Here is a 14,523-nt window from a genome sequence, read left to right as displayed (position 1 = left end):
TTCTAGTTTCTAGTTTCTAGCGCTTAGCTGCCATATCACGCAATGCTTGTTTCTCTGCATCACTTAGGAAAGCTAAATCCAATCCATTAATTTGAATTTGACGAAGCTGCTCTTGAGTTAGGCCAACTTTTGGTGCCGCAACTTCATATTCATGAGGAAGCTCAATACCTTCAACCGCAGGATCATCCGTATTCAAACAAACCTTAACACCATGAGAAAGGAACGTTTTGATAGGGTGGGATTCAAATGAAGCAACAGTGCTTGTTTGAATGTTAGACGTTAAACATGATTCAATACCAATATTGTTCTTCGCTAAAAACTCCATCAATTTTAGGTCTTCAACTGCCTTAACACCGTGACCAATACGTACAGCACCAAGTTCATTAATTGCTTGCCACATACTTTCAGCACCGGCAGCTTCACCAGCGTGCACTGTCACTCGAAGGCCTGCATCACGAACTTGTTTAAAGTGACTAACAAAACGATCGCCTGGTTGACCCAGTTCATCACCTGCAAGATCGATAGCGACTAATTTATCTTTTTGAGTAAGAAGGCCATTAAGTTCTTGCTGACAAGCATCTTGACCAAAGGTACGACTCATAATACCGATTAGATTTGCTTTGATACCAAAATCACGGCAACCCGCTTCAACACCGTCAACGACAGCTTCGACAACACCTGCTATTGATAAATTGTGCTTCATTGCCATGTAATAAGGGGAAAAACGCAATTCAGCGTAATCAATCTGTGCATTCATCGCATCTTGCACATTTTCATAAGCAACACGACGACAAGCGTCTAGATCGCCCAATACCGCTACGCCCCAATCAAGCTTAGATAGAAAAGCAACTAAACTTGGTTCTGCTTCAACGATTTGAACGTGAGGACGTAATGCTTCTAAATCATAAGCAGGCAGCGCAAGACCAAATTTTTGGCCAAGATCTAAAATGGTTTCAATGCGGATGTTGCCATCAAGATGACGGTGAAGATCCGTAAGAGGGAGAGTTTTAGTTATCATTATTGAACTATTCCTACTAAAGAAGAAATGAATGCGTATAAATATTAATAATGAGTATAGAGAGTCATGATGATTATGTCAGTAGCCAAACGGATGAAAAGAGCGCAATTTTAACGATTGCGCTCTGATGTTAACTTATTCTGTTGGTCCTCTATCTAAAGGCAGTAGGGGACTTTAAATAAAGTATTGAGCGTGATTATTACTGATTTTCTTTCAAGCGAGTTATTCAATCTCTTTTAATTTTCTTGTTAATGTATTTCTTCCCCAGCCAAGTAATTTTGCGGCATCTTGTTTATGGCCATGAGTATGATGAAGGGCTTTTTCTAACAAGATACGTTCTACATTGGGAATTACTTTATTTAAAATATCAGTTTCCCCTAGAGATAATTGTTCCTCTACCCATTCGCTTAGTTGCTCTTGCCAATCGACTGAATGTTGTACTGATGTTGTGGTAGAGGTGAATAATTCTGGTGGTAAATCGGAAGAAAGAACCTCTTGGCTGCTTGCCATTACCGTAAGCCAACGACACGTGTTTTCTAATTGTCTAACGTTGCCTGGCCACGCACATTCCCCGAGCTTTTTACTTGCATCTTTGCTGAGGGTTTTGCATTCAATACCTAACTCTTTTGATGCTAAGTGTAAGAAGTGTTCCGTTAATTGGGTTATATCTTCACGACGTTCCCGTAAAGCAGGAATGTGTACGCGAATCACATTTAATCGATGATATAAATCTTCTCTAAAGCCACCATCTTTCACTAATTGTTCTAAGTTTTGGTGTGTTGCGGCAATAATCCGCACGTCGACTTGGACAGGAGAGTGTCCGCCTACACGGTAAAATTGTCCGTCAGCCAAAACACGAAGTAATCGAGTTTGAATATCTAATGGCATATCGCCGATTTCATCTAGAAATAGAGTGCCCCCATTGGCCTGTTCAAATCGACCTTTACGAACCGAATTTGCGCCAGTAAATGCCCCTTTTTCATGACCAAAGAGTTCAGATTCAATCAAGTCTTTTGGGATAGCGGCCATATTAAGAGCGATAAATTCGTTATTTGAACGTGGGCTATGGCGGTGCAATGCGTGAGCCACTAATTCTTTACCCGTTCCGGATTCCCCATTAATAAGCACAGAGATCGACGAGCGAGATAAACGACCGATAGCACGAAATACTTCCTGCATTGCAGGAGCTTCACCGATGATCTCGGGAACATTGTGTTCTTTAATCGGTTTATTGCTACTTTGTTTTTTCTGTTCTTGGCTGTGTGCTAATGCTCGTTCAACTAATGTGAGTGCTTCATCAATATCAAATGGTTTTGGTAGGTATTCGAACGCTCCCTTCTGGTAAGCACTTACCGCCGCATCAAGATCTGAGTGAGCTGTCATTATGATAACGGGTAGCTCAGGGTAGTTTTCTTGAACGTGGTTTAATAGAGATAAACCATCCATACCTGGCATTCTAATATCAGAAATGATCACATCAGGGACGTTACGCTCTAGCGCTTGAATCACACTTTCTGCGTCGCCAAAACTTTCACACATCATGTTTGTGCTTGTTAATGTTTTTTCTAATACCCAGCGAATAGAGCTGTCATCATCGACAACCCAAATAAATCCTTTGCTCATAATTATTTCTCCAACATCCACTTATAAATTTGTCTTTATTGTGGTGGTTATTTTTATTATTTAAGTGGAAGGTAAACCGTAAATACTGTTTTTCCTGGCCAACTAGAGACATCGATTTTTCCATTGTGTTGGTCAATCAGGTTTTGTGAAATAGAGAGCCCAAGACCTGTGCCACCTTCACGAGCGCTGACCATTGGGTAAAATAATGTGTCTTGGATATGACTTGGAATGCCAGGACCGTTATCTATGATCTCTATTTTTGCGGCAAGTCGATGACGCTGACCATAGATGTTGGTTTGGTAATCGGTGCGAGTTCGTAAGGTTATGATGCCATCGGGTTGGTCTTTTAATACTTCAGCAGCATTACTGATAATATTTAAGAGAGCTTGTTCTATTTGTTCTGCATCCATATCTAAATCAGGCAGGCTAGGGTCATAATCTCTAATGATAGAAACTTGGTAACTTGAGTTTAACTCAATTAATTGACGTACTTTTTCGATAATTGCGTGTAGGTTTTCAGGCTTCTTTTGCCCTAATTTTTGCGGACCCAACAAGCGATCAACCAGATTACGTAATCGGTCGGCTTGCTCGATAATGATTTGAGTATATTCGTGTAATTCTGGGTTTGGCAACATTCTTTCTAATAGCTGCGCTGCGCCGCGTAAGCCGCCAAGAGGGTTCTTTATTTCATGCGCCAAGCTACGTACCAATACTTTGGCTGCTTGTTGCTGAGCATGCTGGTTAATTTCTTGAGATAAGCGACGTTGTTGTTCTATTTGGCGAATTTCAACTAACAGATACAGTGATTTTTTTATTTCGATAGGGCTTGATGTTACTTCAATATACAACGGCTGATTGTTCACTATCATGCATACATCGCTGTCTGTGACACTTTGGCCGGTATCAAGAGGCAGCATTAAAGTAGATAAATCGAATTTCGAGTGCTGAAAAAGGTTATCAAAAGTATGTGCTGCCATACGTTGGGCACTTTGTGAAAAAAGTTGTTCAGCTGCTGGGTTGGCGTAATGAATGTTACGTAGGTCATCAAGCAATAAAATAGCGGTTACTTGATGATCTAGCAATTGCGTTGAAAAATCCATAATCAGAACCACATCCTTGTCATCACATTTGAATGCACCATTCTAGTGCATCGTTGCCTTTGTTAAAAGACAGTGACTCTCCAAAGAACGTGAATTTATACGCTCTTACTCACTATATGTACTTATAGTTTGGATGGTCGATGCAAGTGCACAGTTAATATCTTAGTTGATGCAATTCTCTTGCCGTCTTTTTGGGCAACAACCGTAATGATGTGAGTGCCTCTCTCTATGTTGGTGAGTTTCCATTCTCTAGAGGTTTGAGGAAGACCATAAGGTGACCCATCAAGTATTAATTGAAGCTTTTCATCAATAGAAAGTTTACGAGTTAGCTCAGTAAGCACCATGATGTGCCCTCGAGAACTGCGCACTGTTTCTTCTTGGGATAGGTTAGTAATAGAAATTTTGAGTGGAGCTAACGCTTCTTTATCCGCTTTCTTTGTATTTTTAGATACGGATTTTTTTTGCTTTGCAGGTGCAGGGATATTTTCTACTTCATTTGGAGTTGAAGAGAATGACAGTTGTTTTGATTTGGTGTTGCTTGGTGGTGGAGTATCACTGAAATGCCTTACACCCTTATTATCTTCCCATGTGTAAACACTCTCGGCGGCGGTAGGAAGCGAAAAAAGGCTAATGAGTAAAATTACAATATATGTATGAGGCATAGTTCCACCATTGATGATGGTTATTATTTGATTTCAATAATTCGTTTAATGTATGAAATCTCGTTTGGGTTATGTGATTCAATACAATGAAGATGTTGGTTATTTATTGTATGAATAGAGTAAGTGTTGCGCGTAAAGTAGGTTTTGCCAATATAAAAAAGGCCCGCTTGTGAAGCGAGCCTAAAAACATCAGATTGATTTCAATTTGTTACGTCAGAAATTAAACTGAGTAATACATTTCAAATTCAAGAGGGTGAACCGCTGTGTTGATAGCAGCAACATCTTGAGCTTTAAGGCTGATGTAAGAATCAATGAAGTCATTAGAGAATACGCCACCCGCCGTTAAGAATTCACGATCTGAATCCAGAGCTTGCAGTGCGATATCTAGAGACTCGGCTACTTTAGGGATCTCAGCGGCTTCTTCCGCAGGAAGGTCATACAGATCTTTATCCATTGCTTCGCCTGGGTGGATCTTGTTCTTAATTCCGTCAAGACCAGCCATTAGCATTGCTGAGTAGCTTAAGTATGGGTTTGCCGCTGGGTCACCAAAACGAACTTCGATACGACGAGCTTTCGGGCTTGGTACTACTGGAATACGGATAGAAGCTGAACGGTTACGTGCAGAGTATGCAAGCATAACAGGTGCTTCAAAACCAGGGACAAGACGCTTGTATGAGTTAGTGGTTGGGTTAGCAAATGCGTTGATTGCACGAGCGTGTTTAATGATACCGCCAATGAAGAAGATAGCCATTTCTGATAGGCCGCCGTACTTATCGCCAGCAAATAAGTTTTGTCCATCTTTGTTCAATGACATATGAACGTGCATACCTGAACCGTTGTCACCAACAAGAGGTTTTGGCATGAAAGTCGCTGTTTTACCGTAAGCGTGAGCTACGTTATGAACAACATACTTATAGATTTGAGTTTCATCAGCTTTGTTAGTTAGCGTATTGAAGCGTGTTGCGATCTCATTTTGACCCGCCGTTGCTACTTCGTGGTGGTGAGCTTCAACAACAAGGCCCATTTCTTCCATGATTAAACACATAGCAGAACGAATATCTTGAGATGAATCAACAGGAGCTACAGGGAAGTAACCGCCTTTAACGCCAGGACGGTGGCCTTTGTTGCCGCCTTCATATTCAGTACCTGAGTTCCACGCCGCTTCGATATCATCAATCTTAAAGAAAGAACCTGACATATCAGTATTAAAGCGAACGTCATCAAATAGGAAAAATTCTGGTTCTGGGCCAACTAAAACAGTGTCAGCAAGACCTGTTGAACGTAGATAGTCTTCAGAACGTTTTGCGATTGAGCGAGGGTCACGATCGTAACCTTGCATTGTTGTTGGTTCAAGAATGTCACAACGGATATTTAGTGTTGGATCTGCTGTGAACGGGTCAAGAACTGCACTTGCTGCATCTGGCATCATTACCATGTCAGATTCATTAATGCCTTTCCAGCCAGCTACTGAAGAACCGTCGAACATTTTGCCGTCTTCAAAGAAGTCGGCATCAACTTGATGAGAAGGAATTGAGATGTGTTGCTCTTTACCTTTTGTATCGGTAAAGCGTAAATCAATAAATTTCACTTCGTTTTCTTGAATTAGAGCGAATACGTTTTCTACTGACATGTAGGATAACCTCCAGTGTTATAATATAAATATTGGCCAGCTAAGCTGTTATTTACTATATAGCTAGAACTGTGCCAAAAGTAATAATCCTTTAATATTAATGACTTAGTTATATTTTATTTGAATGGCACTTGTTATTTGCACCATTTTGATCTCTCTTTGCACTGTTATGGTGCAAAAATGCATGAGTTAAATAAAAAATAATTAGTCACTAATTTACTTCTCCCTGCTATTCAGCAGTGAAATCGTATATTTGTCAATCTAATTCCCTTGCCGAATGCACAATAAAATCAACGTAATAAATTTAAATTATTGATATGTTTGAGTTTTTGTTTTTTGTTTCAAAAAATAAAGTGAAGGAAAAAATTGAATAAATAATGGCTCAATTGTTCTTTTTTTCGTCACTTTTGTGGGCTTGATTAAATAAATTGAAAAAAAATTGTGTCTTCAATCACATATTTCGTGGGTTTTGCTCTAAAATCTGTTAAATTATTGACCGTTTTTAAACCAAAGTAGCGCCAATGGTGGCTCTACATGTTCTGAGTGAATTTGAATCCATGTCTACTCCACAACTTGATAAACTAAGAAATATCGCAATTATTGCGCACGTCGACCACGGTAAAACAACGTTGGTTGATAAATTGCTCCAGCAATCAGGTACGCTTGAATCTCGTGGTGAAGCTGAAGAGCGCGTCATGGACTCGAACGATATCGAAAAAGAACGTGGTATCACGATCCTTGCTAAGAACACAGCGATTACTTGGAACGATTACAACATCAACATCGTAGATACTCCAGGACACGCCGATTTCGGTGGTGAAGTTGAGCGTATTATGTCTATGGTTGATTCAGTTCTACTTATCGTAGATGCTGTTGACGGTCCAATGCCTCAAACGCGTTTCGTAACGCAAAAAGCATTTGCACACGGTCTTAAGCCAATCGTTGTAATCAACAAGGTTGACCGTCCAGGCGCACGTCCTGAGTGGGTTATGGATCAAGTATTTGATTTATTCGATAACCTAGGCGCAACTGATGAACAACTAGACTTTAAAGTTGTTTACGCTTCTGCACTAAATGGTTGGGCTAACGCTGAATCAGAAGAAGAAACTGAAAACATGGAATCTTTATTCCAAGCGATCGTTGACGGTGTTGATGCACCTGTTGCTGACCGTGAAGGTGACTTCCAAATGCAAATTTCTCAACTTGATCACAACGCATACGTTGGTGTTATCGGTGTTGGTCGTATTACACGTGGTAGCGTTAAAGTTAACCAAGCGGTTACAGTTATCGGTGCTGACGGTAAAGAACGTAAAGGCAAAATTGGCCAAGTACTAGGTTACTTAGGTCTTGAGCGTCATGATGTTGAATTTGCTGAAGCAGGTAACATTGTTGCTATCAGTGGTTTAGGCGAGCTTAAAATTTCTGATACTGTTTGTGCGCAAAACAATGTTGAAGCATTGCCACCACTAACTGTTGATGAACCAACAGTGACAATGACTTTCCAAGTAAACAACTCACCATTCTGTGGTAAAGAAGGTAAATTCGTTACTTCACGTAACATCCTTGAGCGTTTACAAAAAGAACTAGTACACAACGTTGCACTTAAAGTTGAAGAAACTGGTGATCCGGATAAATTTAAAGTATCTGGTCGTGGTGAACTTCACCTAGGTATCTTAATCGAAAACATGCGTCGTGAAGGTTTCGAGCTAGCAGTATCTCGTCCTGAAGTTATCGAACGTATGGTAGATGGTCAACTAATGGAACCGTTTGAAACGGTAACAATCGATGTAGTTGAAGAGAACCAAGGCGCGGTAATGGAAAGTATCGGTACTCGTAAGGGTGAACTAACTGATATGGCTCCAGATGGTAAAGGCCGTGTACGTATGGACTTTATGATGCCTTCTCGTGGTCTTATCGGTTTCCAAACTGAATTCATGACAATGACTTCTGGTTCTGGTCTTATCTACCACGCATTTGATCACTACGGTCCTCACAAAGGCGGCACAATTGGTCAACGTAAAAATGGTGTACTAATTTGTAACCAAGCTGGTAAAGCGGTTACTTACTCACTATTCTTCCTACAAGATCGCGGTCGTTTATTCCTAGGTCACGCTACAGAAGTATACGAAGGTCAAATCATCGGTATTCATAACCGTGCAAACGACCTTACAGTTAACTGTATTCGTGGTAAGCAACTGACTAACGTACGTTCTTCTGGTACTGATGAAGCACAAACGCTTTCTCCTTTCATCGATTTGACTCTTGAGCAAGCTCTTGAATTCATCGACGTTGATGAGCTAGTAGAAGTAACACCAGTAAGCATTCGTATCCGTAAGAAACTACTTACAGAGAACGATCGTAAACGTGCTGGTCGTGCGCCTAAGTAATTATTAATTTTTGATTTAGCGTTATCGTTAAATTGTAAATTGAATAAATATCAAATCCCTTTGTAGGCAACTACGAAGGGATTTTTTTATCTGCTATGATAATACCAGCCCAAATAAGTAGGTGGCCATTTTTTATACGCAATTATCTGGACACAGACTTATTTGTATTGGTATATGTAAAAACTGATATTTTTTAAGAGTAAATCGATGGAAGAAAAAATTAAACATACGCTAAGGATTAGCTGGTCATACTTTGTATTTTTAAAGCAACGCATTATTCATGACCGATTGACGGTCAGTGCCGGTTATATGGCCTATATTACGTTGTTATCGCTAGTGCCTTTGGTTACCGTGTTGCTTTCTGTGCTTTCTCAGTTTCCTATTTTTTCAGGAGCAGGAGAGACAGTTCAAGCATTTGTGATTCAAAACTTTGTCCCTGCCGCCAGTGATGCAGTGGAAGGGAGCCTTAAAGAATTCATCTCCAATACTGGGAAGATGACAGCGGTCGGTTCTGGGTTCTTATTTGTGGCCTCTGTGATGCTGATATCAGCAATTGATCGTAGCCTGAACTACATTTGGCGAGTGAAGAAAAAACGTCGTCCAATGTATTCATTTTCATTGTATTGGATGATTTTAACCCTAGGTCCATTATTGGTTGGGGCAAGTATTGCTGCAACTTCGTATTTGACTTCATTAAAGATCATGGACGATGAAATCGTATCGAGTTTTTATCGGACTTTGCTAGGTTGGTTGCCTATCATATTGTCATTTTCTGCCTTTGTTGGTTTGTATTTATTAGTACCGAATAAAAAAATACGAATAAGGCACGCCCTTGTTGGTGCGATGTCAGCAGGGTGCTTGTTTGAAATCAGCAAGGTGGGTTTCGCACAATACATTACGCAATTTCCATCCTATGAAGTTATTTATGGCGCTTTAGCGGCGGTACCGATTCTATTTGTATGGGTTTATCTATGTTGGATTATCGTTTTAATTGGTGCTGAAATCACGGCAAGTTTGGGTGAATCAGATCAGTGGTTGATAGATAAAGTGAACACGCATATATTTGAAACAGAGAATACGGTATTAACAGAATCAAAAGGGTTGATAGAAAGTGATAGCACTGATCCAAAGAGTAAGTGAAGCCGCAGTAAAAGTTGATGGCGAAGTAACGGGTGAGATTAATCAAGGGTTATTGATCTTGCTCGGTGTCGAAAGAGAAGATGATGAAGCCAAAGCAAAACGGCTAATGGAACGCGTTCTGACTTATCGAATTTTTGAAGATGATGACGGTAAGATGAACTTAAATGTGCAACAAATTGGCGGTAGTGTATTAGTGGTTTCACAATTTACGTTGCCTGCGGACACTAAAAAAGGCACACGCCCAGGTTTTTCTAAAGGTGCGCATCCTGTTGATGCTGAGCGTTTGTATGATTACTTTTCAGACTTATGCGAAGAGAAGATAAATACGCAAAGAGGGCGATTTGCCGCGGATATGAAGGTGTCGCTAGTGAATGATGGGCCTGTGACGTTTTGGTTGCAGGTATAGAGTATAGAGCAGGGACGAGAGTCGAGGACGCTTCGCTCGAGGGGCGAGGAAAAGCAGAAGACTATACGCTTCGCTGACTAGAGACTATAAGAGCGAGTGTGTTGATGTGGTGAGTTTCTTAGGTTTCAGGAAAAGAACTAGAAACTATACGTTTTACTAACTAGACCGCTTCGCTTCTACAAGAGCAAAAACGAAAGAGTAGAACTTAGGTCGCTTTGACTTGCAGAGTTCCGCGGAGATTGCTTTTGCTCTTGCTCTTCCTGAAGCCTGAAATCTCGCTTTTTTCTCTTATAGTCTCTAGCTAGCGAAGCGTATAGTATCTAGTCTCACAACGATCACCCCCTGAACCCTCGTCCCTAATCATAATAAAAGGATTTATATGTTTCGATTGATCACCCCAACCACAGAGGCAGAACTGAAAGCCTACTACCATTTCCGCTGGCAAGTATTACGTGAGCCTTGGCGTCAGCCTGTGGGTTCTGAACGTGATGCTTATGATGATATGAGCCAGCATCGAATGATTTTGGATGGTAGAGGAAAGCCGGTTGCAATCGGACGTTTATATCTAACCCCCGATAATGATGGCCAAATTCGCTATATGGCGGTATCTCCGCACTTTCGAGGTAAAGGTATAGGTGCACTAATAATGGTAGCCCTAGAGTCTTACGCGCGCCAAGAAGGGGCTAAGCGATTAGTATGTAATGCCCGTGAAGAGGCAATTCCGTTTTATGTTCGAAATGGATTTGAAAGCCAAGGCGAGTTAACAGATGAGCGAGGGCCTATTCGTCATCAACAAATGCTCAAGCAACTCGATCCCCTTGCTGATGTATTACGTCGTCCAGATTGGTGTGCCGAACTACAAGACCGCTGGGAAAAAGAGATCCCAATCAGTGACAAAATGGGCATTAAAATAACCCAATATACGGGTTATCGATTTGAAGTCAGTGCGGTTTTAAATGCCAATCTTAATCCTCATAACACCATGTTTGCAGGCAGCATATTTACTTTGGGAACGTTAACTGCGTGGGGAATGGTGTGGTTATTACTCAAAGAGCGTGGTTTGGATTCAGCTAGCATTATGTTAGTTGATAGTCATATTCGTTATCGTCAGCCTATTACTGACAACCCGAAAGGCATTACGTCGTTGAATTGCTTACAAGGTGATTTCGACCGTTTGAAATCAGGTAAACGAGCGCGTGTAAAAGTAACGGTTGCTTTGTGTAATGGTGACACGCCTGCGGCTGAGTTTTCAGGAACGTTTATGCTGATGAGAAACTAGAAACGATACGCTGCGCTAACTAGACCGCTTCGCTTCTATAAGAGCAACAGCAAGAGCTAAAAAATCAGAGTTCAGAGGAACTTCTCTTGCTTTTATAGTTTCTAGTTAGCGCAGCGTATAGTATCTAGTCTCACAACAATCACCCCTGAACTCTGTAAGGGAGCTTGCGACCGATCTGAACCCTAAGTTTTTACTCTTATTTCGCCTGCATCGCTGCCCACCACGCTTCATCCGCAACAATCTGTCCCGTTCCATCTAATTGAGGGTAAGGCAGCTTCTTACGCTTTGCGACGCGAGCAAGTACAGGGTGACCACGTTCAAATAAGACATTATTAATATACTCTGCAGGCAACGCACTCTCTTCACGGTCATACATTCCCGCTAAATCACGCTGACGCTGTGCTTCGTATAAAATCAAGGCACTGGCTACTGATACATTTAAAGACTGCACCATGCCAACCATAGGAATGATGATGTCATGGTCAGCCATCGCTAATGCTTTTTTGCTGATGCCCGTTTTTTCACTACCAAGAATGATGGCCGTTGGTTTGGTGTAATCAATTTCACGAAAATCAACCGCAGTATCAGACAAGTTAGTCGCAAGGATCTGCATACCTTGGCCTTTTAAAACCGCAAAAGCATCATCAATGTTCTTATGTGTTTCAACGTCTACCCAATTACGAGCGCCAGCAGAAGTATGAGCTAATGTTTTCATTTGTTCTGTTGGCCAAACCGCGTGTACTTTATGAACCCCAGTGGCATCTGCTGTACGAATAATAGCGGAAACATTATTAGGTTTATGAACTTCTTCTAAACATAAAGTGAGATCAGTTTGGCGAGATTTTAATACAGAAGTAATACGTTGATAGCGTTCTAGGTTCATTATTTTAATTTCTTGAAATAGGTTAGGGGGACTAGGGACGAGTAAGGGCAGTAAAATTGGAACTAGAAACTATACGCGGTGCTAACTAGAGACTATAAGAGCATTATATTACTAGATTGGAAGACCATTCTTAAATCGGTCAATGCTTTTGATTTTATAGTTTCTAGAGCGAAGCGTTCTAGTTAGCGCAGCGTATAGCTCTTACTAAAAGGACGAAGTCCGTACTTGAACCTCGTCCCTTCATTTTCTGCTTCTAGTTCTTATGTCTACGAACTTTAAGTACGTGTGACATAACACGAATTCGACGCATTATTTCCGCTAAATGAGTACGATCTTTGGCTGTTAATTCAACCGTAACCGTATATAAACGACCGTCTTTTTCTTCGGTTGTTATACCACGAATATTGGAACCCGTACTGGCAATGACATTCGTTAAACTTGCCAATGCGCCTTGATGGTTTTGAATATCAATATCCAACGCGGTTGCGAATTCTTGGTCAAATTCATCAGCCCACTCAACGCCCATGTATTTATCAAGTTCTTTTTGATAACCACGGACATTTGCACACTCTTCCATGTGAACCACAAGGCCACGACCAGGACTTACATGAGCAATAATATGGTCTCCCGGAATAGGGCGACAACAGTTTGCAAACGTTAGTAAAATACCGTCAGCACCACGAATTGGTAATTTCTTACCTGTAGAGGTTTCGATATTTGAAGAGTCTTGCTCTGTCAGTTCATCGGCATCACCAAGAAGACGGCGAGCAACGACAATACTCATTAATTCACCCAAGCCAATAGCAGCAAGTAAATCGTCAAACTCAGCCAGTTTTAGACCAGAGAGAACATGAGTGATATTGTCTTTTGATACATCATCAATTGATACATTATGACCAAGCGCATGATTAAGTAAGCGACGACCTAAAATGATCGAATCTTCTTTACGCATCGTCTTCAGAACTTGACGAATTTTAGTGCGAGCTTTAGAGGTCACAACATAGTTTAACCAAGCGGCGTTTGGACGCGCGCCTGGAGCACTGATGATTTCAACCGTTTGACCGCTCTTAAGTGGTTTACTTAATGGGTAAGGTTGACGGTTAACACGTGAGCCAACACAGCTGTTACCAACATCAGAGTGAACGGCATAAGCGAAATCAACCGCAGTTGCTCCCACGGGCAATTCAAAAATACGACCTTTAGGGGTGAAAACGTAAATTTCGTTCGGGAATAAATCCGATTTTACATTTTCAATAAATTCAAATGAGTTACCTGCACTTTGTTGAAGCTCAAGTAAGCTTTGCATCCAACGCTGAGCGCGGATCTGTGCTGTCGTACTTGAGTTATCACCCTCTTTATACGACCAGTGTGCAGCCACACCTTTATTCGCCATTTGTTCCATGTCTTCAGTGCGGATCTGCACTTCAACGGGGACGCCGTGGGGGCCGACCATTGAGGTGTGAAGCGATTGGTAACCATTGGCTTTTGGTACAGCAATGTAATCTTTAATACGACCAGGACGAGGTTTATAAATACTATGAACCTGACCTAGTGCGCGATAACAGGTATCGACATTGTCAGTGATCACTCGGAACGCGTAGATATCCATAATAGTATGGAAGCGCTGCTCTTTATTTTTCATTTTATTGTAAATAGCGAACAGGTTTTTCTCTCGTCCAATCACACGACCCTTAATGCCGGCTTCAGCAATACGGCCTTCGATTTCAGAGTGGATTTTTTGAATCATCTCTTTACGGTTACCACGAGCCGACTTTACTACTTCTTTTAATACGCGGTAGCGATTTGGGTAAAGGGCTTCAAAACCTAACTCTTCAAGTTCAGTTTTAATATTGTGAATACCAAGGCGATGCGCCAAAGGAGAGAATATTTCTAAGGTTTCACGAGCAATACGACGGCGTTTATCTGGGCGTAGAGCACCCAGCGTACGCATATTGTGAGTACGGTCGGCAAGTTTGATCAAAATAACGCGGATGTCTTGCACCATCGCCATGACCATTTTTCGGAAGTTTTCGGCCTGTGCTTCTTTTTTATCGCGGAACTTAAGTTTGTCCAGCTTAGAAACGCCATCCACTAATTCAGCAACAGTCTCGCCAAATTGTTCTGCTAGCTCTTCCTTGCTAACTTCAGTGTCTTCAATAACATCGTGAAGCAGTGCAGCCATTAGCGTTTTATGGTCGAGTCGCATTTCTGCAAGGATACGAGCCACAGCTACTGGATGAATGATATAAGGTTCGCCACTTGAGCGAGTCTGCCCTTCATGGGCCTCTTTTGCTACCAGATAAGATCGACGAAGAGCCTCAATGTGAGGCTCTGGCAGGTAATCTTTGGCAACATCTTTCAGGCTATCGAATAAATCCAAATTTCGCCCCGTCAG

11 protein-coding genes are annotated in these 14,523 nt (G+C 41.4%); 4 read left to right on the top strand and 7 right to left on the bottom strand.

Annotated features, from left to right (window positions below):
- Positions 1-16 precede the first annotated feature (16 nt).
- The 5 genes from add to glnA all read right to left on the bottom strand — a co-directional run bounded on the left by add (position 17) and on the right by glnA (position 6,033).
- Positions 17-1,018, bottom strand: coding sequence for an adenosine deaminase (gene add, locus A6E06_RS01345; RefSeq protein WP_065594471.1), 1,002 nt, complete (start codon positions 1,016-1,018; stop codon positions 17-19).
- A 222-nt stretch (positions 1,019-1,240) separates the two neighbouring features.
- Positions 1,241-2,641: a nitrogen regulation protein NR(I) gene (gene glnG / locus A6E06_RS01340; RefSeq protein WP_065594470.1), complete on the bottom strand. Its 1,401-nt coding sequence runs from the start codon at positions 2,639-2,641 to the stop codon at positions 1,241-1,243.
- A gap of 56 nt (positions 2,642-2,697) precedes the next feature.
- Positions 2,698-3,741: a nitrogen regulation protein NR(II) gene (gene glnL / locus A6E06_RS01335; RefSeq protein WP_065594469.1), complete on the bottom strand. Its 1,044-nt coding sequence runs from the start codon at positions 3,739-3,741 to the stop codon at positions 2,698-2,700.
- A gap of 122 nt (positions 3,742-3,863) precedes the next feature.
- Positions 3,864-4,403, bottom strand: coding sequence for a DUF4124 domain-containing protein (locus A6E06_RS01330; protein WP_065594468.1), 540 nt, complete (start codon positions 4,401-4,403; stop codon positions 3,864-3,866).
- A 220-nt stretch (positions 4,404-4,623) separates the two neighbouring features.
- Positions 4,624-6,033, bottom strand: a complete 1,410-nt coding sequence (gene glnA / locus A6E06_RS01325) for a glutamate--ammonia ligase (RefSeq protein WP_065594467.1) — start codon at positions 6,031-6,033, stop codon at positions 4,624-4,626.
- Positions 6,034-6,590: 557 nt separating this feature from the next.
- On the opposite strand from glnA, the gene typA reads away from it, so the two are divergent.
- The 4 genes from typA (at position 6,591) to A6E06_RS01305 (ending at position 11,245) form a co-directional block, all read left to right on the top strand.
- Entirely contained in the window at positions 6,591-8,420 is a 1,830-nt protein-coding gene (typA, locus tag A6E06_RS01320; RefSeq protein ID WP_218059910.1) for a translational GTPase TypA, read from the top strand.
- Between the two features lie 207 nt (positions 8,421-8,627).
- Complete coding sequence (locus tag A6E06_RS01315) at positions 8,628-9,560, top strand: virulence factor BrkB family protein (protein ID WP_065594465.1); 933 nt, start codon at positions 8,628-8,630, stop codon at positions 9,558-9,560.
- On the top strand, positions 9,532-9,966 hold the full coding sequence (dtd, locus tag A6E06_RS01310) for a D-aminoacyl-tRNA deacylase (protein ID WP_065594464.1): 435 nt from the start codon (positions 9,532-9,534) through the stop codon (positions 9,964-9,966). The genes A6E06_RS01315 and dtd overlap by 29 nt, the downstream gene beginning before the upstream one ends.
- A gap of 379 nt (positions 9,967-10,345) precedes the next feature.
- Entirely contained in the window at positions 10,346-11,245 is a 900-nt protein-coding gene (locus A6E06_RS01305; RefSeq protein WP_065594463.1) for a bifunctional GNAT family N-acetyltransferase/hotdog fold thioesterase, read from the top strand.
- A gap of 196 nt (positions 11,246-11,441) precedes the next feature.
- Here A6E06_RS01305 and trmH read toward each other — a convergent pair whose 3' ends face one another.
- Both trmH and spoT read right to left on the bottom strand, forming a co-directional pair.
- Positions 11,442-12,128 carry a tRNA (guanosine(18)-2'-O)-methyltransferase TrmH gene (gene trmH, locus A6E06_RS01300; RefSeq protein WP_065594462.1) on the bottom strand — a complete coding sequence of 229 codons (687 nt, stop codon included), beginning with the start codon at positions 12,126-12,128 and terminating at the stop codon, positions 11,442-11,444.
- 253 nt (positions 12,129-12,381) lie between these two features.
- Positions 12,382-14,508, bottom strand: coding sequence for a bifunctional GTP diphosphokinase/guanosine-3',5'-bis pyrophosphate 3'-pyrophosphohydrolase (spoT, locus tag A6E06_RS01295; protein ID WP_065594461.1), 2,127 nt, complete (start codon positions 14,506-14,508; stop codon positions 12,382-12,384).
- Between the last annotated feature and the right edge of the window lie 15 nt (positions 14,509-14,523).

The sequence above is a fragment of the Aliivibrio sp. 1S175 genome (assembly GCF_001690985.1).
Taxonomy (GTDB): domain Bacteria; phylum Pseudomonadota; class Gammaproteobacteria; order Enterobacterales; family Vibrionaceae; genus Aliivibrio.
The sequence above is the reverse complement of the archived record's forward strand: the minus strand, read 5'-3'. Positions and strand labels throughout refer to the sequence as shown.

What these genes read in the sequence shown, in the direction of transcription:
- add (WP_065594471.1), bottom strand. Translation starts at nt 1,018, where the DNA reads ATGATAACTAAAACTCTCCCTCTTACGGATCTTCACCGTCATCTTGAT.
- glnG (WP_065594470.1), bottom strand. Translation starts at nt 2,641, where the DNA reads ATGAGCAAAGGATTTATTTGGGTTGTCGATGATGACAGCTCTATTCGC.
- glnL (WP_065594469.1), bottom strand. Translation starts at nt 3,741, where the DNA reads ATGGATTTTTCAACGCAATTGCTAGATCATCAAGTAACCGCTATTTTA.
- A6E06_RS01330 (WP_065594468.1), bottom strand. Translation starts at nt 4,403, where the DNA reads ATGCCTCATACATATATTGTAATTTTACTCATTAGCCTTTTTTCGCTT.
- glnA (WP_065594467.1), bottom strand. Translation starts at nt 6,033, where the DNA reads ATGTCAGTAGAAAACGTATTCGCTCTAATTCAAGAAAACGAAGTGAAA.
- typA (WP_218059910.1), top strand. Translation starts at nt 6,591, where the DNA reads ATGTCTACTCCACAACTTGATAAACTAAGAAATATCGCAATTATTGCG.
- A6E06_RS01315 (WP_065594465.1), top strand. Translation starts at nt 8,628, where the DNA reads ATGGAAGAAAAAATTAAACATACGCTAAGGATTAGCTGGTCATACTTT.
- A6E06_RS01305 (WP_065594463.1), top strand. Translation starts at nt 10,346, where the DNA reads ATGTTTCGATTGATCACCCCAACCACAGAGGCAGAACTGAAAGCCTAC.
- trmH (WP_065594462.1), bottom strand. Translation starts at nt 12,128, where the DNA reads ATGAACCTAGAACGCTATCAACGTATTACTTCTGTATTAAAATCTCGC.